22 protein-coding genes and 1 riboswitch are annotated in these 23,756 nt (G+C 73.5%); of the genes, 17 read left to right on the plus strand and 5 right to left on the minus strand.

What is annotated here, in order from left to right; translation table 11 throughout:
* The first annotated feature begins 92 nt into the window (after window positions 1–92).
* On the plus strand, window positions 93–1,589 hold the full coding sequence (locus O7599_RS25295; protein WP_281617909.1) for a family 43 glycosylhydrolase: 1,497 nt from the start codon (window positions 93–95) through the stop codon (window positions 1,587–1,589).
* Window positions 1,590–1,644: 55 nt separating this feature from the next.
* Here the strand turns inward: O7599_RS25295 and O7599_RS25300 are convergent, their stop codons facing one another.
* Entirely contained in the window at window positions 1,645–2,370 is a 726-nt protein-coding gene (locus O7599_RS25300; protein ID WP_281617910.1) for a hypothetical protein, read from the minus strand.
* 133 nt (window positions 2,371–2,503) lie between these two features.
* On the opposite strand from O7599_RS25300, the gene O7599_RS25305 reads away from it, so the two are divergent.
* From O7599_RS25305 to O7599_RS25320, 4 genes are all read left to right on the plus strand, one after another.
* Window positions 2,504–3,289 carry an HNH endonuclease family protein gene (locus O7599_RS25305; RefSeq protein WP_281617911.1) on the plus strand — a complete coding sequence of 262 codons (786 nt, stop codon included), beginning with the start codon at window positions 2,504–2,506 and terminating at the stop codon, window positions 3,287–3,289.
* A gap of 75 nt (window positions 3,290–3,364) precedes the next feature.
* Entirely contained in the window at window positions 3,365–4,516 is a 1,152-nt protein-coding gene (locus tag O7599_RS25310) for a DUF6183 family protein (RefSeq protein ID WP_281617912.1), read from the plus strand.
* 114 nt (window positions 4,517–4,630) lie between these two features.
* A complete protein-coding gene (locus tag O7599_RS25315) occupies window positions 4,631–5,656 on the plus strand; it encodes a glycosyltransferase family 2 protein (RefSeq protein ID WP_281617913.1) in 1,026 nt (341 codons plus the stop codon).
* Window positions 5,657–5,659: 3 nt separating this feature from the next.
* The gene (locus tag O7599_RS25320; protein WP_281617914.1) at window positions 5,660–6,985 is read left to right on the plus strand and encodes a polysialyltransferase family glycosyltransferase; all 1,326 of its coding nucleotides are present in this window, start codon (window positions 5,660–5,662) and stop codon (window positions 6,983–6,985) included.
* A 109-nt stretch (window positions 6,986–7,094) separates the two neighbouring features.
* Here O7599_RS25320 and O7599_RS25325 read toward each other — a convergent pair whose 3' ends face one another.
* Entirely contained in the window at window positions 7,095–8,234 is a 1,140-nt protein-coding gene (locus O7599_RS25325; protein ID WP_281617915.1) for an acyltransferase, read from the minus strand.
* A gap of 158 nt (window positions 8,235–8,392) precedes the next feature.
* On the opposite strand from O7599_RS25325, the gene O7599_RS25330 reads away from it, so the two are divergent.
* From O7599_RS25330 to O7599_RS25370, 9 genes are all read left to right on the plus strand, one after another.
* Window positions 8,393–9,046 carry a SurA N-terminal domain-containing protein gene (locus O7599_RS25330; protein ID WP_281617916.1) on the plus strand — a complete coding sequence of 218 codons (654 nt, stop codon included), beginning with the start codon at window positions 8,393–8,395 and terminating at the stop codon, window positions 9,044–9,046.
* A 78-nt stretch (window positions 9,047–9,124) separates the two neighbouring features.
* Window positions 9,125–10,303 carry a nucleoside triphosphate pyrophosphohydrolase gene (locus tag O7599_RS25335; RefSeq protein WP_281617917.1) on the plus strand — a complete coding sequence of 393 codons (1,179 nt, stop codon included), beginning with the start codon at window positions 9,125–9,127 and terminating at the stop codon, window positions 10,301–10,303.
* A 1-nt stretch (window position 10,304) separates the two neighbouring features.
* Window positions 10,305–11,582, plus strand: coding sequence for a cytochrome P450 (locus tag O7599_RS25340; protein ID WP_281617918.1), 1,278 nt, complete (start codon window positions 10,305–10,307; stop codon window positions 11,580–11,582).
* Between the two features lie 98 nt (window positions 11,583–11,680).
* Complete coding sequence (locus O7599_RS25345; protein ID WP_281617919.1) at window positions 11,681–12,751, plus strand: transglycosylase family protein; 1,071 nt, start codon at window positions 11,681–11,683, stop codon at window positions 12,749–12,751.
* Between the two features lie 161 nt (window positions 12,752–12,912).
* Window positions 12,913–13,124, plus strand: a riboswitch (cyclic di-AMP (ydaO/yuaA leader).
* A 76-nt stretch (window positions 13,125–13,200) separates the two neighbouring features.
* Complete coding sequence (locus tag O7599_RS25350) at window positions 13,201–13,851, plus strand: transglycosylase family protein (RefSeq protein WP_281617920.1); 651 nt, start codon at window positions 13,201–13,203, stop codon at window positions 13,849–13,851.
* 342 nt (window positions 13,852–14,193) lie between these two features.
* Complete coding sequence (eno, locus tag O7599_RS25355) at window positions 14,194–15,477, plus strand: phosphopyruvate hydratase (protein WP_281617921.1); 1,284 nt, start codon at window positions 14,194–14,196, stop codon at window positions 15,475–15,477.
* A 110-nt stretch (window positions 15,478–15,587) separates the two neighbouring features.
* Window positions 15,588–16,055, plus strand: a complete 468-nt coding sequence (locus O7599_RS25360) for a septum formation initiator family protein (RefSeq protein WP_281617922.1) — start codon at window positions 15,588–15,590, stop codon at window positions 16,053–16,055.
* Between the two features lie 68 nt (window positions 16,056–16,123).
* Entirely contained in the window at window positions 16,124–16,660 is a 537-nt protein-coding gene (locus O7599_RS25365) for a DUF501 domain-containing protein (protein ID WP_281617923.1), read from the plus strand.
* On the plus strand, window positions 16,657–17,616 hold the full coding sequence (locus O7599_RS25370) for a Ppx/GppA phosphatase family protein (protein WP_281617924.1): 960 nt from the start codon (window positions 16,657–16,659) through the stop codon (window positions 17,614–17,616). Before O7599_RS25365 ends, O7599_RS25370 begins: the two co-directional genes overlap by 4 nt.
* Before the next feature lie 90 nt (window positions 17,617–17,706).
* On the opposite strand, the gene O7599_RS25375 is transcribed toward O7599_RS25370, so the two are convergent.
* Window positions 17,707–18,111: a tautomerase family protein gene (locus O7599_RS25375; protein ID WP_281617925.1), complete on the minus strand. Its 405-nt coding sequence runs from the start codon at window positions 18,109–18,111 to the stop codon at window positions 17,707–17,709.
* Between the two features lie 112 nt (window positions 18,112–18,223).
* Here O7599_RS25375 and O7599_RS25380 point away from each other — a divergent pair, with 112 nt between their 5' ends.
* The 3 genes from O7599_RS25380 (at window position 18,224) to O7599_RS25390 (ending at window position 22,144) form a co-directional block, all read left to right on the plus strand.
* Window positions 18,224–18,877 carry a helix-turn-helix domain-containing protein gene (locus O7599_RS25380; RefSeq protein ID WP_281617926.1) on the plus strand — a complete coding sequence of 218 codons (654 nt, stop codon included), beginning with the start codon at window positions 18,224–18,226 and terminating at the stop codon, window positions 18,875–18,877.
* 270 nt (window positions 18,878–19,147) lie between these two features.
* Window positions 19,148–20,656 carry an NAD(P)/FAD-dependent oxidoreductase gene (locus tag O7599_RS25385; RefSeq protein WP_281617927.1) on the plus strand — a complete coding sequence of 503 codons (1,509 nt, stop codon included), beginning with the start codon at window positions 19,148–19,150 and terminating at the stop codon, window positions 20,654–20,656.
* A gap of 198 nt (window positions 20,657–20,854) precedes the next feature.
* Entirely contained in the window at window positions 20,855–22,144 is a 1,290-nt protein-coding gene (locus O7599_RS25390) for a cyclopropane-fatty-acyl-phospholipid synthase family protein (RefSeq protein WP_281617928.1), read from the plus strand.
* Between the two features lie 242 nt (window positions 22,145–22,386).
* On the opposite strand, the gene O7599_RS25395 is transcribed toward O7599_RS25390, so the two are convergent.
* Complete coding sequence (locus tag O7599_RS25395; protein ID WP_281617929.1) at window positions 22,387–23,055, minus strand: hypothetical protein; 669 nt, start codon at window positions 23,053–23,055, stop codon at window positions 22,387–22,389.
* Entirely contained in the window at window positions 23,052–23,393 is a 342-nt protein-coding gene (locus tag O7599_RS25400; protein WP_281617930.1) for a hypothetical protein, read from the minus strand. Before O7599_RS25400 ends, O7599_RS25395 begins: the two co-directional genes overlap by 4 nt.
* Window positions 23,394–23,756: the final 363 nt, after the last annotated feature.

Raw genomic sequence — 23,756 nt, forward strand, 5'->3', positions numbered from 1 at the left:
CGGGTTGTACAACGTTGGAATCTCCGCTACAAACCTCGTGACACCCTCCTGCGCACCACACCCCCACAGGCACCGCACGGAAGGTACGCACCGTGACCCACGCCGTACGCAGACTCCGCCGCCGCCCCTGGGCGGCCCTGGCCGCGACGCTGCTCGCCGTCGCCGTGGCGGCCGGCCTCGGCCCGGCAGCCGCCGACGAAGCCCCGGCGACCGGCGGCGCCGCCGCGGACCGCGCCGCGGCCGCCCCGGCAGCCGGTCAACCCGCTGCCGCCGCCGGCCAGTTCCGCAACCCCGTCAACACCGGCGCCGACCCCACCCTCGTCACGTACGAGGGCAACTACTACGTCGCCACCACCCAGGGCGACGCCCTGCGCATGTGGAAGTCCCCCTCCGTCGCGACCCTCCTCACCGCCTCCCCGCACGAGGTCTGGCGCGACAGCGACCCCTCCCGCAACCAGCAGATCTGGGCCCCCGGCCTCTTCAGGGACGGCGACCGCTGGTACCTCTACTACACCGCCAGCGACGGCAACGACGCCACGCACCGGATGTACGTGCTGGAGTCGGAGGGCGCCGACCCGCTCGGCCCGTACCACTTCAAGGCCAAGGTCGCCGACTTCGGCAACGACCGCTGGGCCATCGACGGAGAGCCCTTCCGGCACGACGGCAAGCTGTACTTCGCCTGGAGCGGCCAGCGCGACGACGGCGTCGGCAACCAGCTCTTCGTCGCCCCCATGTCCAACCCCTGGACCCTCTCCGGCGGTCGCGTCCACATCCCCGCGGACGGCAACTGCCCCGAGGTGCGCGAGGGCCCCACCCCGCTGCACAACGCCGCGGGACGGCTCTACCTCACGTACTCCGCCTGCGACACCGGCAAGCCCGACTACGCGATCTGGGCCAAGTCGCTGGCCCCCGGCGCGAACCCGCTCGACCCCGCCGCCTGGCGGCAGGAGCCCGGCCCGATGTTCTCGCGCAACGACGGCGCGGGCGTCTACGGCCCCGGGCACCACTTCTTCTTCAAGTCGCCGGACGGCAGCGAGGACTGGATCGCGTACCACGCCAAGAACACGACGACGTTCACCTACAGTTGGCGCACCACGCGGGTGCAGAAGATCGGCTGGACCGCGGACGGCCGCCCCGACCTCGGCACCCCCGTGGCCGCCGGCGCGACGATCGACCTGCCCGCGGGCGACCCGGGCCCCGGCACCACGGCGCTCAACGACACCGACCCGCAGGTGACGTACACCGGCAACTGGAACTCCGGCGGCGGCTGCGCCGTGCAGTGCTTCTGGGGCAACGACCACTGGAGCGCGGAGGCCGGCGCGACGGCCACGTTCCGGTTCACCGGGACGCGGCTGGCGCTGCTGTCGGTCAAGGACACCGGCAACGGGATCGCCGCGATCTCCGTCGACGGCGGCCCGGAGCAGCGCGTCGACTACTACGGCAGCCCGCGCGTCGGCGAGCAACTGCAGTGGGTGAGCCCGGAGCTGCCGCGCGGCGAGCACACGGTACGGATCCGGGTGACCGGCGAGAAGAACCCCGACTCGGGCGCGGCGTTCGTGTCCGTCGACCGGGCGGAGGTCTATCCGTAGGCGGCCGTCGGACGGTGTGACCGACCGGCGAGGGGGAGCAGTTGCCCGGTGGTGGTCATCTTGCCCAGCGCGGGCAGAACTCCACGTGCAACTGCTCCCAGTCGCGCATGTTCCGTGTGTCCAGGCCCCAGTCGTGGACGGGGCGGCACACGTGGTAGTTGCAGGCGCCGGGAATGTAGAGACCGGTGGCGGCTTCCGGCGGTCCGTACTTCGTGACGGCGAAGATGTCCCTGGCGCCTTCCCGGAAGGCCGCGGCGCCCCCGGTCAGCAACAGCGTCTCGGCGTAGACGTCTTTGCGAAGGAGGAACTCGTTCGCCTCCTTCGGGTCGTCCGGAACGCGGTAGTCGCCGTCGGGATCGGGAAGGTCCCGCTCCGGCACACCGGCGGTGTGGAGCTGTCGGGCGGCGTTCCCCGCGCGCAGGCCCGCCCGGATCCGCTTCCACCGCGAAGGGCGCAACTGCGCGGTGCGCGGGGCCAGTACGAGGTCGAGCGGGTGCTCGCCGTCCTCGCCGATACCGGGGACGGCCGGGGTGGTGCGCATCGGCAGGTAGACCAGGGAGTGCGGCGACCGCGCCGCGAGCAGCCACAGCGTGCCGACGCGGCGGCCGTCCGTGCGGTCCACGTACATCTCGTAATGGCTGCGGGTCTTGTAGAGCGCCCCGTTCTTCAGCGGCCCGGCCGGCCGGATCACGCGGTATTCGGTACCGGCCACCCGCACCTTCTGCACGACGATCTTCACGCGCAGGCCGTCGCGGGTCAGGCGGGCACGTGACGCGGCCATGCTGCTCTCTCCCGCCTGTCGACGCCGGGGCCGGCGATCAGCGTATGCCCCGCGCCCCGGGGGAACCGCGCCGTTTAGCATGCGGAGCCGGGGCCCGGCCGGGGTTCCGGCTCCGATGTGAGGTGCGAGTGCCGTGAGACGAATACGCCGCCTGCCGCCGCTCCTTGCCGCCGCCGCGGCCCTGGCCGTGGCGCTGGCCGCGGGCTGCGACACCGCGGTCGACCCCGCGGACGGGCTCCCGGCGGAGACGACTCCTGCCGACGGCGCTCCCCAAACCCCGGGCCGCGCCTCCTCTCCCCTCGACAACCCCGACGGCACCGCCCCCGGCCTCGCCCCCCTCACCGCCGCCGCCGACCGCGAGGCCGCACTCGGCGTCATCGGCCGCCTGGCCACCGGGAGCCGCGGGTCCGGATCCGGCTACGACCGTGACGAGTTCGGCTACGCCTGGATGGACACCGCGACCGGGGTGCCGCTGGCCTCGAACGGCTGCGACACCCGCAACGACCTGCTGCGCCGCGACGGGCAGGACGTACGACTCCAGGGCGACGACTGCACGGTCGAGAGCATGGAGCTGGCGGACCCGTACGCCGGCCGGGACATCGACTTCGAGCGCGGCCCGTCCTCCTCGGTGGAGGTGCAGATAGACCACGTGGTGCCGCTGTCGTACGCCTGGCAGATGGGCGCCGCGACGTGGGCGGAGGACAAGCGGCGGCAGTTGGCGAACGACCCGCTGAACCTCCTCGCGGTCGACGGCGACACGAACTCCTCGAAGGGCGACTCGGGGCCGGAGTCGTGGCTGCCGCCGGAGGAGGGGATCCGGTGCGCGTACGGCGTGCGGTTCGCGCAGGTCGCGCTCAAGTACGAACTGCCGGTGACGGCGGGGGACAAGGAGACGCTGCGGCGCCAGTGCGGGACGTGACCCGCGGCGCGGCAGGGCGCGGCGATCCGGACGTGCGCCGGAGCGCGGGCGGCGCGGGCGCGTAGGCTCGGCGCCGTGACCGACGACCGGATACGGAAGATCGTCGCGAACCTGCCGGCCATGGAGAACGTCAGGGCCGTGTGGGCGGAGGCCGACGAGCGGCTCGCGCGGGGGGACGCCGGCTTCGCGGCGGACCTCGGGGTCGCCCTCACCGCGGCGTACGGGACCGGGGGCGGCGGGGACGTCTGGCAGTACCGCGGCGTCTTCGACCACCTGCTGCGGCTGCTGGCGACGACCCCGGGGCCCGGACACTGCGCGCACGCGCTGCGGCTGGTGGCCGCGGCGGCGGAGGCCGGCCGGCGGCTGGACCGGTACGCCGCCTCGCTGCTGGCCGGCGGCCAGCCGGCGGCGGAACTCGCCACGGCGTTCACGGCGGACGCCCCCGACGAGCTACGGGCCTGTCTGCTGCACGAACTGGTCCTCAGGAAGGTCCCCGTCACCGAGACGCCGGGGATCGCGGAGTGGGCCGCCTCCCCGTACCCGAGCCGGCACCCGCTGGGCCGGCTGCCGCTGACGCTGTGCGATGTGGAAGGGCGGCCGGAGCTGCCGCGCCACGGCCCCGGGGGCACCGGCCACGCGGTGCCGTACGGCCCGGCGGGCCACCGCGGCGCCCTGCAGGGCGGCTCCGCGGGGCCCGTACCGGCCGCCGAGGAGACGACCACGGACGCCGGCGCGCGGCGCATGGCCAGGGCCGTGGCGAACTGGGCCGAGGAGTCCAACGGGCGCGTCGAGGCGCGGGAGTTCGCCCTCGCCGCGCCGCCGGCGGCAGGCGCGGTGCCGGAGACGCTGCTGTCGCTGGGCCTGGCGTGCCTGCGGGAGCCGTCGCCGCGGAACCCCTTCGCCGTCGTGCCCTGCCCGCCGGCCGAGGCGTGGCGCATGCTCTTCGCCGCCGCGTCCCTGGGCGGGGCGTACAACTCCGGCCTGGGCGGCGCGTACGGCCGGCTGGCGGCCTGGGAGTCCCTGGCCGCTCTCGCCGGGGTGGCGGAGGGCGCGGGCGCGGAGGACGCGGGCGTCGGGGAGGTGGAGGCCCGGGCGGGGGAGTGCGCCTGGTACGGCTTCGTCGCCGACACGGCGTGGTTCGAGCAGGTGGCCTGGGACCTCGCGCTGGCCGCGGTCGGCGCGGAGGGCCGCCGGCTGGCGGTGCTGGCGGCGACCGACACGGACTGAGACCCGGCGGGGCACGCCCGCCACCGCGGACGTTTGCATGACGGGCACCGAGAATTCACCGTCTGGACTTCTGCGGGGCAACCGTTCAAACGATTGCCCTCATAGCCTTGCTCAGTGCCCAAACTGTCAGTCATCGTGCCCTTTCACAACGTGCAGGAGTTCGCGCAGGACACGCTGCGCAGCCTTGCCCGTAACGCCAGCTCCGACCGGGAGTTCATCCTCGTCGACGACTGCTCGACGGATGCCACCCCGCAGATCGTCGACCGCGCCGCGCGGACACTGCCCGGCGCGCGCGTGATCAGGCACGAGACCAACCAGGGCATCGCCCGCGCGAGAAACAGCGGCATCGATGCCGCCCGCGGCGACTATCTGACGTTCCTCGACGGCGACGACTGGTACGCGCCCGGCTACCTGGACGACCTCATCGCCGCCATGGAGCGGTACGGCACGGACTTCGTCCGCACCGACCACGTGCAGTCCAACGGCCGCGACCGCGTCGTGCGCCGCGCCCCGGCCCGCCGCCGCGACTCGATACTCGCGGCCCGCGACGGCATCGGTCAGGCCAATCTCGAAACGATGGTCGACTACCCCTTCGTCTGGGCCGGGATATACCACCGCCGCCTCTTCAAGGACGGCGCCGGGCGCTTCGCCGCCGAGCTGCGCACCGCCGAGGACCGGCTGTGGACGTGGATGCTGCACCTGACCGCCGACACCTTCGCGGTCACGGGCCTGCTCGGCGTCTTCTACCGGCGCGGCGTCAAGACCTCCCTGACGCAGATCAGCGACGACCGCCAGCTCGACTTCATCCCCGCGCACGACGCGATGCTCGACGCCGTACGCGCCGACCCGGACGCCGACCGCTTCCTCCCCAAGGCCGTCCGCACCTACTGCGCCCTCATCGCCTTTCACCGCGGCAACTCCGAGCGCCTGGAGCCCGGCCTCGCCCGGCGCCTGGAGCGCGCCTCCGCCGAGGCGCTGCGGCGCATGCCGCAGGACGTGCTGGAGGAGACCCTGCGCGGCATGGACGAGCAGCGCGGGCGCATGCTGCGGCAACTGCGCGCGTCGGGGCGGGGCAAGCCCGGCAGGCCGGGCAAACCGGTCAAGCAGGACAGTACGGGAAAGCCGGAAAGGGTCGCCTGAGCCGTGCACGAGCACCGCACCCAGATCTTCGAGGTCTCCACGCTGTACGGGGCGGCGACGCTCGCCGCCGCACTGGACGCCGGGCAGTTCGGACCGCGGGCCGACGCCCGCCGCATCCTGCTCGTCGCCAACAACGCGACCGTGCCCGAGACCGCGACCCGGCTCTCGGAGATGCACGGCTGGACGCCGGTCTCCGCCCGCTTCGACGAGGTGCTGGACTACAACCACGAGATCCGCCCGCACCACCCCGCCGCCTGGCACCCCAAGGGCGGCGACGTGCCGCTGCTGCAGCGGCTGCTGCGCCGCGCCTGGGACCTCGGCGACGGGCCGCTGGACCTGGTGGTCGAGTCGGTGACCGCGCCGCCCGCCAAGGCGCTCGTCGCGATCTTCGCCGACGCCGACGTGCACGTGTACGCGGACGGGCTGATGAGCTACGGCCCGACCCGCGAGCGGCTGCCGCAGCACGTGGCCTGCCGGGTGCAGCGGCTGCTGCACCTGGACCTGGTGCCGGGCCTTGAGCCCCTGCTGCTCACCGAGTACGGGGTCCCGGCCGAGGTGGTGCCGAACGAGGCGTTCCGCGCCGTGCTCGACGAGGTGGCCGCCGCCGCCCCGGCGCCGGCCGCGGACCCCGAGGGGGAGGGCGCGCCCACCGCCGTGCTCCTCGGGCAGTACCTCGCCGCGCTCAACATCCTCAGCCACGCCGAGGAAGAGGCGCTGCACGAGCGGATGCTGCGCGGCGCCGCCGCGGCCGGGCACCGCTCGGTCCTCTTCAAGCCCCACCCCACCGCACCCGCCCGCTACTCCACGGGGCTGCAGAAGGCCGCCGCGGACGCGGGCGTCACGCTGACGGTGCAGGAGGAGCCGATGCTCGCCGAGGCGCTGTACGGCACGCTGCGCCCGCGGCTCGTCGTCGGCTGCTTCTCCACGGCGATGCTCACCGCGGCCACCCTGTACGACATCCCCGTCGCCCGGGTCGGCACGGAGACGCTGCTGGAGCGGCTGACGCCGTACCAGAACAGCAACCGGATCCCCGTCACCATCGTCGACTCGGTGGTGCCGGAGCTGGGCGGCCCCGACCGCCCGGCGCGGGACGCCGCCCAACTCGCCGGTCTGCTGGTGGCGGTGGGGTACTGCATGCAGGCCGACAACCACGCGCGGCTGCGCTCGCGCGCGCAGGAGTGGCTGGCGGTGTACCTGGACGCCGGCACGCGCCCGTACTTCAAGCGCAAGCGGCTGACGGCGCTGCGGCTGCCCGGCGGCAACCTCGGCCGGGTCCCCAACGCCCGCAGGGCGCTGGGGAAGGTGCGCAGGGCGCTCACCAAGCCGTAGGAGCCACCGAGCCGCAGGAGCGTCGACACGGCCCCCGGACCGGCCCGCAGGCCGCCGGGGGCTCCGCCGTGTCCCGGGCCCCGGCCGTGTCCCGGCCGCGCCCCGCGCGCTACCCCAGCAGCCGCCGCAGTCCCAGCCGTTGCCACAGCAGCGCCGCGCCGAAGGACAGCACCACGCTCGCCACCCAGATCACCGCCGTGAGCAGCACCGCCTCCGCGCCGCCCAGATCCGCCGACACCAGCGGGTCCGCCAGCGTCCTGATCACCATCAGGTGCACCAGGTACGCCCCGAACGCCGCCCCCGCGACGCGCTTCAGACGCGGGCGCCACCGCTCCGGCACCCGCACCCGGGTCAGCATCAGCAGCACCGAGCCGGTGAACACCGCGACCAGCACGTGGGCGTTGGGGATCACGTAGCTCACCTGGGTCTGGTAGACGAGCACGCCCAGCATCGCCGCCGTCGCGGCGCCGAGCCACAGCATGCGCAGTCCCCGCCCGCTCCGCGGCCGCAGCGAGAAGAGCAGGGCGCCCCCGGCCGCGTACACGAGCGAGTAGACGCCGAACCCCCAGCCGAACGACGGCGTGCCCCAGTCCGTCGCGCGGCCCGCGTCGGCCAGCAGGCCGGGGCCGAGCGCGAAGCCGAGGAGCACCGCGCCGAGCCACCACGGGCGCTTTCCGGCGCGCAGCAGGACGACGAAGCCGAGGAGGAGGACGATGGGGACGTAGGCGTACAGGTACCAGAGGTGGTAGGCGGGGCGTACGGTCCCGAACGCGGCGTCCACCGCCAGGTTCCGCAGGGGGTCCTCGTTCGTCCCTTCGAGCTTGCCCCAGAGCAGATAGACGACCGTCCACACGCCCATGGGGACGACGATGCGCGTCATCCGCTGCGCGAGGCGCCACCCGTCGCGCGGCGGGGCGCCGACGAGGACGGCCCAGCCGGCGATGGCGAAGTACATGGGGACGGCGAACCGGCTGATCGCGTCGGCGGTCATGCCCGCCCAGTACGCGGCGGCGCCGTTCGCCTCCTGGCGGCCGACGGCGTTGATGAACTCCGAGCCGGTGTGGCCCAGGATGACGCCGCAGGCGCACAGCAGCCGGATGACGTCCACGTCGTAGCGGTGGCCGGACCGCCCCTGCGCGGCGGGCGCCGGAGCGGCGGACGCGGGGGCGGCGGGGGCCCGGGCGGCGGGGCGCTTCGGCGGTGCGGTGGAGGCGGCTGCCGGCTGCGCCGGCACGTCGGATACGGTCACTGCCGAACCTTCTTGTGTCCCGGTGTACGGAACATGAATGACGGCCGAACAGACAAGTCACGCCTCGGCAGTGGTGGCGTCGGCCGCCCGTTGCATAAGATCGTGATCCGTATCACGAAGTGGCACGCCGCCGCAGGAGAGCCGCCCAGGAGGCCGCCATGCGCAGGACAGCGCTCGCCGTAACCGCCGCCGCGTTCATCGCGGCCGTGCCGCTGCTCAGCTCGTGCAGCGGCGAACCGCGCGCGGGAGCCGCGGCCGTGCTCGGCGACGACGAGCGCATCACGGTCGCGCAGTTGCAGAACCGGGTCGCGGACGTGCGGGAGGCGCAGAACGCCAGCCCCCAGGCCGACGAGATGATCGACCAGAGCGGCGACCTCAGCGTGGACACGTTGAACTCGATGCTCCAGGGCCGGGTCATCGAGCAGGCCGCCGAGAACCACGGCGTGACCGTCCCCCGCGGCGAGGTGCAGAGCACCCGCCGGGACGAGGCGGACGCGGTCGGCGGCGAGAAGCAGCTCCAGGCCATGTACCTCCAGCAGTACAGCATCCCGCCGCAGGGCCTCGACACCCACTACAAGCAGCAGCTCATGGTGCAGGGGCTGGTGGAGGAGCTGGGCATCGACCCGCAGACGCAGGAAGGCCAGGCGCGGCTCGGCGGGGTGCTGGTCGAGGCGTCGGAGGACCTGGGCATCGACGTCAGCCCGCGGTTCGGCGAGTGGGACGACGAGCAGGTGCGACTGGGGCGGGCCGAGACCCCGTGGATCAAGCAGGTCAGCGCCGCCCCGGAGGGCGGCGTCGCCCCCCAGCAGTGAGCGGGCGGGGCGCGTAGGACGGCCGCGGGACCGGCGGCCGGTGCGGGGCTGTCGGAGGCGTCGGCTACGGTCGGGGACGTGACCGGGCGAATCGTTCTGCTGACCACCACCCACCGCATCGCGCCCGGGCTGCTGTCCTGGCCCGCGTGGGAGGCGCTGCGCGGCGCCGACCGCGTGCTGTGCGCCGACGCCGCGCATCCTCAGGTGCCGTATCTGCGCGAGGCGGGGGTCGCGGTGGAGACCGCGGAGCCCGACGCCCGCGAGCTGGTCGACGCCTGCGCCGCGGGCGCCACCGTCGTCGTGGTCGCCGCGGCGGACGGCGAGCCCGGGCTGACGGACGGCCTGGCTCGGCTGGCGGGCTCGGGGCGGGTGGAGATGCCGTCCCTGGAGCTGCTGCCCGGTTCGTACGACGTGCCGGGGGCCCGGCTGGTCGACGTGGTGCAGGTGATGGACCGGATCCGGCGCGAGTGCCCCTGGAGCAGCATCCAGACCAGCGAGGGGCTGGCGGAGCACAGCCTGGAAGAGGTCTACGAGCTGGTCGAGGAGATCGAGGCGGGGAACCGGCATGCCGTCCGCGAGGAGCTGGGGGACGTGCTGCTGCAGGTCGTCTTCCACGCCAGGATCGCGGAGGACGACCCCGAGGAGCCCTTCTCCGTCGACGACGTGGCGGGCACCATCGTGGAGAAGCTGGTCCGGCGCCATCCGCACGTCTTCGGCGACGCGGTGGCCGAGACCCCGGCGGACGTGAAGGCGCACTGGCTGCGCGAGAAGGCCCTGGAGAAGCGCCGTACGTCGGTCACGGAGGGCGTCCCGCTGGCCCAGCCGGCGCTGTCGCTGGTGGCGAAGCTCGCGGGCCGCGCCCGCACCGCGGGCCTGAACGTGCCGGTGCCCCCCGGGCCGGGCAACGGCGGCCCGCCCACCGCCGGGCACGGCGGACGTACCGACGAGGCTGCCGACGCCGTAGGGGAAGGCCGGGGCGAGCCCGCACCGGCGGGCGGTCCCGCGGCCGTCATCGGGGCGGAACTGCTGGCGCTGGCCCTGCGGGCGGAGGCCCGTGGCGTCGACCCCGAGACGGCGCTGCGGTCGGCGGCGCGCGGGTACCGCGAGGCGATCCTCATCGCCGAGAAGGCGAGCGCCGAGGCTTCGACGCCCGGCTCGCGCGGTGCGGAACCGGCGGCGGCCGGAGCCGAAGCCCCGTCGTCCGCCGCGGGCGGCGGCGCCGACGGCCCTCCCGGCGCCCCTTCCGGCGCCCGCTGACGTGTCCGGCCCCGACGCGCCCGGCGACGGGCCCCGGCCCGCGCTCTTCGGCTGGGAGTTCGCCACCGACCCCTACCCCGCGTACGCCTGGCTGCGCACCCACGCGCCCGTCCACCGCACCACCGTGCCCAGCGGCGTCGAGGCCTGGCTCGTCACCCGCTACGCCGACGCCCGCCGGGCCCTCGCCGACCCGCGGCTGTCCAAGAACCCCGCGCACCACCACAGCGACAAGACCGGCATCCCGGGCGAACGCAGCGCCGGCCTCATGACCCACCTGCTCAACATCGACCCGCCCGACCACACCCGGCTGCGCCGGCTGGTCTCCCAGGCGTTCACGCCCCGCCGCGTCGCCGCCTTCGCGCCCCGTGTGCAGGAGCTGACCGACCGCCTCATCGACGGCTTCGCGGACCGCGGCGAGGCCGACCTCATCCACGAGTTCGCCTTCCCGCTGCCGATCTACGCCATCTGCGACCTGCTGGGCGTACCCGCCGAGGACCAGGACGACTTCCGCGACTGGGCGGGCGCCATGCTGCATTTTTCCGGGGGACGCCGCCCGGACCCCCGGAACCACGGCAAGGGCCCCCGCGGCGGCGTCGCGCGCGCGGTGAAGAAGATGCGCGCCTACCTCGCCGAGCTGATCCACCGGAAGCGCGCGGCGCTTCGCGCCGGCGACGCCGCGGACGACGACCTCATCTCCGGCCTCATCCGCGCCTCCGACGAGGGCGAGAAGCTGACGGAGAACGAGGCCGCCGCCATGGCGTTCATCCTGCTGTTCGCCGGCTTCGAGACCACCGTCAACCTCATCGGCAACGGCACCTACGCCCTCCTCACCCATCCCGCCCAGCGCGCCCTGCTGGCCGCCGAGCCCGCGCTGCTGCCCACGGCCGTGGAGGAACTCCTGCGCTACGACGGCCCGGTGGAGCTGGCGACGTGGCGGTACGCCACCGAGCCGCTGGAGATCGGCGGGCAGCGCGTCGCCGTGGGCGACCCCGTGCTCGTCGTGCTGGCCGCCGCCGACCGCGACCCCGCCCGGTTCGCCGACCCCGACACCCTGGACCTGTCCCGCCGTGACAACCCCCACCTCGGCTACGGCCACGGCATCCACTACTGCCTCGGCGCCCCCCTCGCCCGCCTGGAGGCGCAGACCGCCCTGGGCACCCTGCTGCGCCGCCTTCCCGACCTGCGGCTGGCCGGCGAGACGTCCGAACTGCGGTGGCGCGGCGGGCTCATCATGCGCGGTCTACGGACGCTGCCGGTGCGCTTCGACCCTTCTCTGTGATCTGCCCGTGACTCTCAGGCGATCAACTTGTGATCGGAGGTACTTCGGTATTAAGTTCTGCCACTGGCTCGAACACACAGGGAACGAAAGGCACTCGCATGCGCTCGGGTAACGGACGCCACCGACGTCCCCGCCAGGCCCCCGCGTTCGTCGTCGCCGCCGGTGCGACCGGGGCGGGTCTCGCCCTGCCGCTGCTGGGGGCGAGCGGCGCGAGCGCCGCCGACGCCGGTACGTGGGACCGGGTCGCCGAGTGCGAGAGCGGCGGGCTGTGGAGCGCCGACGAGGGCAACGGGTACTACGGCGGCCTGCAGTTGACGATGGACATGTGGCAGGAGTACGGCGGCGAGGAGTTCGCCTCGCAGCCCGACTTCGCCAGCCGGGCGCAGCAGATCACGGTCGCCGAGCGCATCCTCGCCGGCATGGGCGCCGACAGGGCGTGGCCGGAGTGCGCCGAGGACGCCGGGCTGGACGGCGACGACGCGGTGCCGGAGGTCGACCCCGGCGCCGAGCTGCCGCTGCCCCCCACGGCGCCGCCCACCCTCGCCCCCGACCCGGGCGCCACGGACGGCTCCCAGGGCGGGGAGAAGGACGGGGACCGGCGTACGGACCGCGAGGACAAGCGCGACGCCGAGGACGGCGACCGCGACGCCGAGAAGGGCACCGAGGGCGGCGGCAAGCACCGCGGCACCCAGGACCCGGACGAGCGCGACGGCGGGTCCGGCGAGTCGGCCGGCCGGGACTCCGACACCACCGGCGCCTCCGAGGGCACCGGCCGGCACCGCGCCCCGGACGCCTCCGCGACCCCCACGCCGTCCGACACCCCGCCCTCCGCCCCCGAGGCCCCGCGCGAGGCCGTCGAGACCCCCGGCAGCTCCCAGTCGCCCGACGCGAGCGAGGTGCCCGACACCGGCCGCGAGTGGATCGCGGAGATCCCCGGCGACGACACGGGGCAGCGAAGCGGGAACCGCGGGAGCGACGGATCCGGCGGCGAAGCCGCGGCGGGCGAGGGCAGTTATACCGTCCGACCGGGTGACACCCTCTCGGATATCGCCTCGGAGCATTCACTGGCGGGCGGATGGTCCGAATTGTACGACGGCAACAAGAACTCCCTCGGTGCGGACCCCGACAACATCAAGCCTGGTCAGGAACTCGAATTGAGCGGGAACTGAACGGTCGGCGGGTGAAGTCGGCGCGGATTAGTCATATTTGACGTAATCGGCTGACCGGGCTACCTGACGGACGGAAAACCGGGCGCGGCGCTTTCCGGGGTCTTTGAATCGCACACGCCTATGTGCTTACCGTCACATCGCTCGCCAACGCGAGCCCCGGTGATCGCCTCACGCCGAATCCTGTCGGCGTTCACCCGGGCCACCTGTGCATGAAGCACCGCTGACAGGAGCGGGGGACCCACGGTAAGCGCCGCTCCGGTCCAACGAGAAGGCGGACCGGACGGCTTGGGGTCAAGCCGCACGCTCGACGTACGGCCGGGCACTCACAGCCCGCACCCGACAGCTCACCTCGCAGGCGTCGGTGAGAAAAGAGCATCATGCTTCTTCCTGCCGGAACGGGTAAGCACCGCCGCCCCGCCGCAGAGGCACGCCTGGGCACACACTCCCGCATGGCCGTTCTCGTGGGCGCCACGGGAACCGCGATCGGGCTGCCCGTGCTGGGCCCTCAGCACGCTGCCGCGGAGCCCATCGATACGTGGGAACGGGTGGCCGCCTGCGAGTCCGGAGGAGAGTGGGCGACGAATACCGGGAACGGCTATTTCGGCGGTGTCCAGTTCTCCCAGTCGAGCTGGGAGGCCGCCGGCGGCCGCAGCTACGCCCCGCGCGCCGACCTGGCGTCGAAGCAGCAGCAGATCGCCGTGGCCGAGCGGCTGCTGTCCATGCAGGGCCCGGGCGCGTGGCCCGCCTGCGGCTCTCGCGCGGGCCTGGCCGCCGGCGGCCCGCCCGCCGGGCAGCTCGCGCCGGCGCCACAGGAGGCGCAACCGCAGACCCAGCCGGAGACGGCCCCGCAGGCGCAGGAGCAGGCGCCGCAGGAGGCCCCGCAGGGCACCGGGGCCCGCGGCGCCGGCGAGCAGACGCAGCCGGAGTCCCGCACCGTCTTCCGCGGCTTCTACTACGAGGTCCGCGAGGGCGACACCCTCGACGACATCGCCCGGCGGCACGGCGGGGAGAGCTGGCGGCAGTTGTACGAGGACAACAAGTCCGTCATCGGCGGGGACCCGGACCTCATCCGGCCGGGCCAGAAGCTGAAGGTGAGCTAGCCGGGGGCGCGGGCCGCCGCACCGGACCGAGACCGGCCGGCCCGCCCGCGCCCCGTACCGCCGCACCCGTCGCCCCGTACGCCGCCGGGGCACGGTGCGGCGCGGCGTGGCCGTCCCGGCCCGTCCGGTGCGCCGGCCGGGACGGCCACGCCGCACACCGCCGGCCCCGGTGACCCCGGGCCCGGCTCCGGAACCCTCCCTGCACTCTCGCGTCCTCTCCCGGCCTTTCCGGGCGCGAACCGTCTCGTACCGCGGAATGCGGCCGGGTACGCGCCGGGGCCGTCACCCGGGGCGGCTAGGCTCAGGGCGGAACCCGTAGCGAATCCCTCCGAAGGAGACACCGTGCCGTCCATCGACGTCGTCGTAGCCCGAGAGATTCTCGACTCCCGCGGCAACCCCACGGTCGAGGTCGAGGTCGGCCTCGACGACGGCAGCACCGGCCGTGCTGCCGTACCGTCCGGCGCCTCCACCGGCGCCTTCGAGGCCCTGGAGCTGAGGGACGGGGACAAGGCCCGCTACGGCGGGAAGGGCGTCGAGAAGGCCGTGCTCGCCGTCATCGAGCAGATCGGCCCCGAGCTCGTCGGCTACGACGCCACCGAGCAGCGCCTCATCGACCAGGCGATGTTCGACCTCGACGCCACCCCCGACAAGTCGTCGCTGGGCGCCAACGCCATCCTCGGCGTCTCGCTCGCCGTCGCGCACGCCGCCTCCGAGGCTTCCGACCTGCCGCTGTTCCGCTACCTCGGCGGCCCCAACGCGCACGTGCTGCCCGTGCCGATGATGAACATCCTCAACGGCGGCAGCCACGCGGACTCCAACGTCGACATCCAGGAGTTCATGATCGCGCCGATCGGCGCCGAGTCGTTCTCCGAGGCCGTACGCTGCGGCGCGGAGATCTACCACCAGCTCAAGGCCGTCCTCAAGGAGCGCGGCCTGTCCACGGGCCTCGGCGACGAGGGCGGCTTCGCGCCGAACCTCGACTCCAACCGGGACGCGCTGGACCTCATCGTCGAGGCGATCCAGAAGGCCGGCTACACCGCGGGCCAGGACGTCGCCCTCGCGCTCGACGTCGCCGCCTCGGAGTTCTACAAGGACGGCGCCTACGTCTTCGAGGGCAAGAGCCGCTCCGCCGCCGAGATGACCGAGTACTACGAGCAGCTCGTCGCGGACTACCCGCTGGTGTCCATCGAGGACCCGCTGTTCGAGGACGACTGGGCCGGCTGGCACGTGCTGACCGAGCGCCTCGGCGACAAGGTCCAGATCGTCGGCGACGACCTCTTCGTCACCAACCCCGAGCGGCTGCAGCGCGGCATCGACGAGAACGCGGCGAACGCGCTGCTGGTCAAGGTCAACCAGATCGGGTCGCTCACCGAGACCCTGGACGCCGTCGAGCTGGCCCAGCGCAGCGGCTTCAAGTGCATGATGTCCCACCGCTCCGGCGAGACCGAGGACGTCACCATCGCCGACCTGGCCGTCGCCACCAACTGCGGCCAGATCAAGACCGGCGCCCCCGCCCGCTCCGAGCGGGTCGCCAAGTACAACCAGCTCCTGCGCATCGAGGAGATCCTCGACGACGCAGCCGAGTACGCGGGCCGCAGCGCCTTCCCCCGCTACAAGAACGGCTGACCGGGCCGACCCGTACGACATCGGCGTCGGACGCACCCGGCCCCGGCCGCACCGCGTAAGGTGCGACCGGGGCCGACCACCGCACGCCGCCCGGGGAGGACGCGACGCACATGGCCAGGGAGCGCTTCTCCACCACCACCCGGCTCAAGCTGCTCGGCGAGCAGGCCGTCAGCCGGGTCTCGGAGCGCGTCTACCGCGCGCGCCCGCCGCGGCGCAGCCGGCTGACGGGGCGGGCCGCGGTGCTCGCGCTCGTCGTCTGCTCGCTGGTGGTGGCGCTCGCGTACCCGCTGCGCCAGTACATCGCCCAGCGCGCCGAGATCGCCGAGCTGGAGCGGGAGAAGGCGCAGGCCGAGCGGCGGGTGGAGGAGCTGCGGGACGAGAAGGCGCGCTGGCGGGACCCGGAGTACGTCCGCCGGCAGGCCCGCGAGCACCTGCACTACGTGCTGCCGGGCGAGACCGGCTACCTGATGCGCGACGGCACCGGCTCCGCCCGCTCCGGCGAGGCCGGGGAGACGGTGGACAGGCCGTGGTACGAGAACATGTGGGACGGCCTGGACGCCGCGGACGGGCGGCGCTGAGGCGCGTACGCACGCGCACCCCGCCGGCCGCCGAGCGCCGCCCGCCGCCCGCCTGTTGAAGAGGAGAGATGGACAAACCCCCGCCGCCCACCGAGCACACCCCCGCCACCGCGGCGGACGCCGCCGCCGTGGCCGCGCAGTTGGGCCGCTCCCCGCGCGGCCTGCGCGCCGTGGCGCACCGCTGCCCGTGCGGCAACCCGGACGTCGTCGAGACGTCCCCGCGACTGGCGGACGGCACGCCGTTCCCGACGCTGTACTACCTGACGTGCCCGCGCGCGAACTCCGCGATCGGCACGCTGGAGGCGAACGGCGTGATGAAGGAGATGACCGCCCGGCTGGCGGCGGACCCGGAGCTGGCGGCGGCGTACCGCGCGGCTCACGAGGACTACGTCGCCCGCCGCGACGCCATCGCCGAGCTGCCCGGGTTTCCGAGCGCGGGCGGGATGCCGGACCGGGTCAAGTGCCTGCACGTGCTCGTCGCGCACGCGCTGGCGGCGGGGCCGGGGGTGAACCCGCTGGGGGACGAGGCGCTGGCGATGCTGCCGGAGTGGTGGGCCAAGGGCCCGTGTGTGACACCGGAGACGACCGGGGAGGACGAGGCATGACGCGCGTGGCAGCCGTGGACTGCGGCACGAATTCGATCCGCCTGCTGGTGGCGGACGTCACCGTGCCCGAGAGCGCCTCCGGCGCCGGGGCTCCCGGTGAACTGAAGGACCTGGACCGCCGGATGGAGATCGTCCGGCTGGGCCAGGACGTGGACCGTACGGGCCGGCTGGCGCCCGAGGCGCTGGAGCGCACGTTCGCCGCCTGCCGCCGGTACGCGGAGATCATCGAGCGGCTGGGCGCGGTGCGTACCCGGTTCGTCGCCACGTCCGCCACGCGCGACGCCGAGAACCGCGCGGACTTCGTCCGCGGCGTGGAGGAGATCCTCGGCGTCCGCCCGGAGGTCGTCACCGGCGACGAGGAGGCCGCGCTGGCCTTCACGGGCGCGACGAAGGAGCTCTCCGGCCGGCTGCCGGGCCCGTACCTGGTGGTCGACATCGGCGGCGGCTCGACGGAGTTCGTCTCCGGCACGGACCGCGTCGAGGCGGCCCGCTCGGTGGACGTCGGCTGCGTCCGCCTCACCGAACGCCACCACTTCGCCGACCCTCCGACGCCGCGGCAGATCGAGGCGGCGAAGGCCGACGTCGCCGCGGCCCTGGACGCGGCGGAGGCAACGGTCCCCCTCCGCGACACCACCACCCTGGTGGGCCTCGCCGGCTCGGTCACCACCGTCGCGGGCATCGCCATGGACCTCCCCGCCTACGACTCGACGGCCCTGCACCACGCCCGCATCCCGGTGGCGCGGATCCGCGAGATCACGGACTCCCTCCTCACGGCGACCCACGCGGAACGGGCCGCCATCCCGGTCATGCACCCGGGCCGCGTCGACGTGATCGCCGCGGGGGCGCTGGTGCTGCTGGCGGTGATGGAGCGCACGGGGGCCCCCGACGTGGTGGTCAGCGAGCACGACATCCTCGACGGCCTCGCGTTCACGTGCGCTGCCGAGCCGGGTCGGTGAGCGTTCCCGGGCGAGCCTGAACCGTGCGCGAGCAGCCTTCCGCACCAGGTCGTGGCGCGGAAGGCTGCCGGGCCCGCGTGGGGCGAGGGCTCAGCCGGCGAGCCGCTCGGCGAGCGTGACCATCTCGGGTACGTCCGACTGCAGCCGGCCCGCCCAGCCGACCCGCTCCAGCGGGTAGTCGTCGAGGAACACGATGACGTTCTCGGTGTCGGCGAGGCCGGCGTAGGCATCGGCCAGGGCCGCGTTGACGCGCCCGACCAGGGTGCGCCTGGCGTCGATGCTGGACAGCTCGGGGACCTGGAGGGTGGCGACGGGGCGGATCCTGGCGCCGAGTTCGCCGTCCTGGGCGTAGCCGTCGGCCGGGGTCTCGCGCAGCCAGATCCGGACGTCCGGGACGTGGTACGCCTCGTCGGCCGCCCGGGTCACCTCCCGGACCAGCTTCTGCCTTGCGCTCTGCGGCAGTCCTGCCGGGCCGTCGATGTGGATGACAGGCATGGGGTGCCTCCTGTTGTCGAGGGGATCGGACTTCGTGCTGCCAGCCTACCTCCGGTCGGTTGAAAAAATAAACTTCTTTGAGATGTGTTTAACAACTGACTATGCTTGAGCCATGAAGTCCTACGGTCAGTACTGCGCGCTGGCGCGGGGGCTCGACGTCATCGGCGACCGCTGGCTGCTTCTGATCGTCCGCGAGCTCCTCGTCGGCCCGCGCCGCTTCGGCGAGCTGCGCCACGGACTCCCGGGCATCGCCAGCAATCTGCTCTCCGAACGGCTGCGCGCCATGCAGGACAACGGGCTGGTGGTCAAGGCCGACGACCGCTACCGGCTCACCGGGCGGGGCGAGGACCTGCGGGAGGTGGTGTCCGCCGTCGGCGGGTGGGCCGCCCCCCTGATGGACCGCATGGCGGAGGGCGACGCGTTCCGCGGCCACTGGCTGGCCCTTCCCGTCGCCGACCTCTTCCCGGGCGTCGACCCGGGCCGCCCGGAGCTGACCGTCGAGGTGCGGTGCGACGACGAACCCGTGACACTCCGCTCGGCCGCGGGCCGGGTCACCATGCGCCCGGGCCGGGCCGCCGCCCCCGACCTCGTCCTCACCGGTCCGCCCGACGCGGCGTTCGGGCTGCTCGCCCACCGCATCGACCCGGCCGAGGCACGTGCCCGCGGGCTGGCCGTCACCGGCGACGCCGGTCTCCTGGACGGGCTCCGGCCGGATCCGCGGGGCGCCCGGTCCACCCACGGCGAGCTGGGCGAACGAACTTCGTGAAGTTATTCACATGCTTCGGGCGCGGATTTGCCCGCCGAGCTCGAATCCTGGACTCCCGGGCGTCGTGCGGGGTGTGACGGCCGCTTTGCGTCAGAGTGACATCTGTGGGTCCTGGCGCGGAAACCGCAGCTCAGCGAGGTGTGGTCGATTTCCGGCCGTGAGCGCGTCACGAGCGCGCAAGGTGTGGCGGGGCAGTGTAGCACCAGGGGGGTCGGAGCTTGTGAACCCCCTCACGAGCATGCCTCCCCTCCCGGGGGGATACTCGGAAACATGAGCACTACGGAGCGTCCCAGGATCCTCGTAGTAGGCGGCGGTTACGTCGGCCTTTACGCGGCGCGCCGCATCCTGAAGAAGATGCGGTACGGGGAGGCGTCGGTCACCGTCGTCGACCCGCGCTCGTACATGACGTACCAGCCCTTCCTCCCCGAGGCGGCCGCCGGCAGCATCTCTCCCCGGCACGTCGTGGTGCCGCTGCGCCAGGTTCTCCCCGGCGCCGAGGTGCTCACCGGCCGGGTCACCTCCATCGACCAGGACCGCAAGGTCGCGGTCGTCGCACCCATCGTCGGCGGCCCGTACGAGGTGCCGTTCGACTACCTGATCGTCGCGCTCGGCGCGGTCTCGCGCACCTTCCCGATACCCGGCCTCGCCGAGAACGGCATCGGCATGAAGGGCGTCGAGGAGGCCATCGGGCTGCGCAACCACGTGCTGGAGCAGCTCGACAAGGCCGAGTCCACCAACGACGCCGACACCCGGCGCAAGGCCCTCACCTTCGTCTTCGTCGGCGGCGGGTTCGCCGGCGCCGAGACCATCGGCGAGATCGAGGACCTGGCGCGCGACGCGGCGAAGTACTACCCCTCGATCAAGCGCGAGGACATGCGCTTCGTCCTCGTCGACGCCGCCGACAAGATCCTCCCCGAGGTCGGTCCCGCGCTCGGCAAGTGGGGCCTGAAGCACCTCCAGCAGCGCGGCATCGAGGTCTACCTCGACACCTCCCTGGAGTCGTGCGTCGACGGCCACGTCGTGCTCAAGAACGGCCTGGAGGTCGACTCCAACACGGTCGTGTGGACCGCCGGCGTCAAGCCGCACCCGGTCCTGAAGGAGTACGGCCTGCCGCTCGGCCCCAAGGGGCACGTCGACACCGCCGCCACCCTCCAGGTGCAGGGCACGGACTACATCTGGGCCGCCGGGGACAACGCCCAGATCCCCGACCTCGCCGCCCGCGCCGCCGGCGTCGAGAACGCCTGGTGCCCGCCGAACGCCCAGCACGCCCTGCGGCAGGCCAAGCTCCTCGGCGACAACGTCGTGGCGGAGCTGCGCGGCTTCCCCCAGCGCGCGTACCGGCACAAGAACAAGGGCGCCGTCGCCGGCCTCGGCCTGCACAAGGGCGTCGCGATGGTCAACGTGTTCGGCCGGTCCCTGAAGTTCAAGGGCCGCCTCGCCTGGTACATGCACCGCGGCTACCACGGCCTCGCCGTGCCGACCTGGAACCGCAAGATCCGGGTCTTCATGGACTGGACGCTCGGCGTCTTCCTCAAGCGCGAGGTGGTTTCGCTGGGGGCCATGGAGTCGCCGCGGGACGAGTTCTACGAGGCCGCAGCGCCGGTCACCGCCGCCGCCCGGGCCCAGCACGACCAGTCCGTACGCGACGGGGAGGCGACGCGCGAGCAGGAGCGGGCGCGCGGCGCCGCCGGCCTGCCGCCCGTCGGCGACACCGGCGCGGCCGCCGGCGAGGAGCGGAGCCGCGAGGAGCGGAGCCGCGAGGCCGCCCGCGCCTCCTGACCCGCCGCGCACGCCCGCCGCGCACCCGGCCCATCGCCGGTCAGGCGCCCTCCCGGTCCGCCGGGCAGGGCGCCTGACTGCTCTTTTCGGCTGGTACCGGCGCGCAACGGGACTTCTCGGGGTGGGCTTTGGTGTTTACGTGTAGTCCAGTAGCCGCTGACACACGTCGACCACCCGCCCGTCTCACGGAGGTGCGCCATGCCCCACGAAGCCGCCGCGCCCCGGCTCGCCGCCCTCGCGGAGGAGCTGCTCGGAGGCCCGCTGCCGATCCGTATCCGCGCCTGGGACCACTCGGAAGCCGGCCCCGAGAGCTCCCCCGTCCTCGTCGTACGCCACCGCCGAGCGCTGCGCCGCATCCTCTGGCGGCCCGGCGAACTCGGCCTCGCCCGCGCCTGGGTCGCCGGGGAACTCGACGTCGAGGGCGACCTGTACACCGCCCTCGAACGCCTCGCCGGCCTGCTCTGGGAGCGCGGCCCCGACGCCCCCCGGCCGGGCCCGGCCCGCCTCGCCGCCGCCGCCCGCGGCGCCCTCGCCCTCGCCCGCCCGCTGCCCCCGCCCCCGCCGCCGCCCGAGGAGGTGCGCCGGCACAGGGCCCGCGGCGCCCTGCACACCCTGCGCCGCGACCGGGCCGCCGTCAGCCACCACTACGACGTCGGCAACGACTTCTACTCCCTCGTCCTCGGCCCGTCCATGGTCTACTCGTGCGCCTACTGGCACGACGGCGGCACCCTGGAAGACGCCCAGGCCGCCAAGCTCGACCTCGTCTGCCGCAAGCTCGGCCTCAAGGAAGGCGACCGGCTCCTCGACGTCGGCTGCGGCTGGGGCTCGATGGTGCTGCACGCGGCGCGCGAGTACGGCGTACGCGCCGTCGGCATCACGCTCTCCGCCGAGCAGGCCGCGTACGCCCGCAAGCGGGTGGCCGAGGCGGGGCTCGGCGACCGCATCGAGATCCGGGTGCAGGACTACCGCGAGACCGCCGACGGCCCGTACGACGCGATCTCCTCCATCGGCATGGCCGAGCACGTCGGCTCCCAGCGCTACGGCGAGTACGCCCGCGTCCTCCACGGGCTGCTCCGCCCCGGCGGCCGGCTGCTCAACCACCAGATCGCCCGCCGCCCGCTGGCGGACGAAGAGGACTACGCGATCGACGAGTTCATCGACGCCTACGTCTTCCCCGACGGGGAGCTGTCGCCCATCGGCACGACCGTGGACCAGTTGGAGCGGGCGGGCTTCGAGGTGCGCGACACCCAGGCGCTGCGCGAGCACTACGCGCTGACGCTGCGCCGCTGGGTGGCGAACCTGGAGGCCCGCTGGGCGAACGCGGTGGCGCTGACGTCGCCGGGGCGGGCGCGGGTGTGGCGGCTGTACATGGCGGCGTCGGCGCTGTCCTTCGAGCGCAACCGGATCGGCGTGAACCAGGTGCTGGCGGTACGGACCCCGGGGTCGGGGGACTCCGGGGTGCCGCTGCGGCAGCCGCGGTGGCGGTGACGCGGCGCTTGCGGTGACCCGAGGCGGGAATCCGGAAACGGTACGAGGGCGTCACGCCGGCGCAGCACGGGGTTAACACGGGTCGGGCAGATTAGAGGACGTCGGCAAGGAACCTCCGGAGCGGCTCCCGGACCTCCTGGTCGCCCGGACGCAGGGCACATCCTGAACCGGCCCGCGTCCTACGCGGGGACCGCCGTCGTCCCGCCCCTTGGTGCGTGCACCGGGGTGCGGCGGTCCCCGCGTCACACCTGTGTGGGCAGGCCCGCGAGCGGGTTGTCGAAGCTGACGTGCTCGGCGACGTCCCGCAGCATCGCGCGGTAGTGCGTACGGCGATCCACCGCGGCCGTGGTCAGGGTGAGCACGACGAGCCGGCAGCCGTCGGGGTGGGGCAGATAGGCGTGAACCTGCAGCAGCCGATCGACGGCCACCCCGAGATCCGGCGCGACAGCCATGGCCGCCTCCCCGAGCGCGGCCGGGCCGCAGGGCAGGTCGAGCACCTCGATACGGTCGTGACCTGCGGCGACGGCGCGGGCGGCGGTGAGGTGCCGGGGGGCGCGACTGATTTCCTGCCACCGGAAGGTGAAGAACGAGGTGAGCAGGCGGCCGTCGCCGTCGTCGTCGCGATGCAGCCCGAGCGAACAGTGCACGACGCCTTCCTCCCGAAGGGCGAACATCATCCGCTGAGCGCCGGCTAACTGCCCGATGACCTGCTGCCGGACAACCCCGTCGGGGACCGCACCGAGAATCTCGCCGAGGGCGTCACGCAGGGGCGAGGCGTCGGGACTGTCGGGCGGGGCGGTGAGAGCGCCGAGGGGAAGGGTGGTGAATCCGGCGGGCAGCGCGAACCAGGCTTCGCGGTCGGGGGCGGTGGCGGAGTCGCTGAGGATGTAGGTGGGGTGTTCTTCAGTCACGCCGTCCCCTTACCCACGGCGTGCCGCGCGCGGGCAAGATCCTCAGGCGATGCCTGCCACGGATTGTCGTCGATGGCTGTCCCTTTCTTCTCGGGGCTGATCTGGGCGAGATAGTGCAGGCGCTTTGGTGTGGGGCTGGCGGGATCGCTTCCGGATCTGGTCACGGCTACGACGCCGAAGAAACGCGGATCACCGGCGAACCAAATCGGCGCCAACTGGGCCTTTCGCTCGGGCTTGGCGCGCGACGACATCCGTCTTTCCCACCACACGGTGCGGTAGTGCAGGTGAAAGTGCAGCGGTATGGACTCTCCCGGCCGGGCGGGGTTCGGGAACTCCACCCAAGGCTTCGTGTGAGAGGACTCGGGATGAGGCGACCGGCTGAATGGGCTGTCGCCGAGCTGCCATGGGTACGCCCGAAGGATGCGTCGAGTACGGAAGTCCAGAAAGATGAGGAGAGGCTGAACGCAAGTACGATACGCGCCGTAAATGGCGGCAACTGCAAAGACGGGGATGAGCGCAGACGGAAGGGAATCGATCAGCGCAAAGAGTAGCCCCCCGGGAACAAGGAACCATCCCGGGAAGGCGAGAATGCTGATCGTCGCCTGTCTGGCCCACGCACGTCGCGTCGGAGGGTGGTCCCAGGCGGTGGGGTAGGCGGATGGATGCACGCGAGACCTCGTTCCCTCAGCAGACGACGACGT

The organism is Streptomyces sp. WMMC500 (assembly GCF_027497195.1).
Classification (GTDB): Bacteria; Actinomycetota; Actinomycetes; order Streptomycetales; family Streptomycetaceae; genus Streptomyces.

What these genes read in the sequence shown, in the direction of transcription:
- O7599_RS25300 (WP_281617910.1), bottom strand. Translation starts at nt 2,370, where the DNA reads ATGGCCGCGTCACGTGCCCGCCTGACCCGCGACGGCCTGCGCGTGAAG.
- O7599_RS25330 (WP_281617916.1), top strand. Translation starts at nt 8,393, where the DNA reads ATGCGCAGGACAGCGCTCGCCGTAACCGCCGCCGCGTTCATCGCGGCC.
- O7599_RS25345 (WP_281617919.1), top strand. Translation starts at nt 11,681, where the DNA reads ATGCGCTCGGGTAACGGACGCCACCGACGTCCCCGCCAGGCCCCCGCG.
- O7599_RS25350 (WP_281617920.1), top strand. Translation starts at nt 13,201, where the DNA reads ATGGCCGTTCTCGTGGGCGCCACGGGAACCGCGATCGGGCTGCCCGTG.
- O7599_RS25360 (WP_281617922.1), top strand. Translation starts at nt 15,588, where the DNA reads ATGGCCAGGGAGCGCTTCTCCACCACCACCCGGCTCAAGCTGCTCGGC.
- O7599_RS25365 (WP_281617923.1), top strand. Translation starts at nt 16,124, where the DNA reads ATGGACAAACCCCCGCCGCCCACCGAGCACACCCCCGCCACCGCGGCG.
- O7599_RS25370 (WP_281617924.1), top strand. Translation starts at nt 16,657, where the DNA reads ATGACGCGCGTGGCAGCCGTGGACTGCGGCACGAATTCGATCCGCCTG.
- O7599_RS25375 (WP_281617925.1), bottom strand. Translation starts at nt 18,111, where the DNA reads ATGCCTGTCATCCACATCGACGGCCCGGCAGGACTGCCGCAGAGCGCA.
- O7599_RS25380 (WP_281617926.1), top strand. Translation starts at nt 18,224, where the DNA reads ATGAAGTCCTACGGTCAGTACTGCGCGCTGGCGCGGGGGCTCGACGTC.
- O7599_RS25385 (WP_281617927.1), top strand. Translation starts at nt 19,148, where the DNA reads ATGAGCACTACGGAGCGTCCCAGGATCCTCGTAGTAGGCGGCGGTTAC.
- O7599_RS25390 (WP_281617928.1), top strand. Translation starts at nt 20,855, where the DNA reads ATGCCCCACGAAGCCGCCGCGCCCCGGCTCGCCGCCCTCGCGGAGGAG.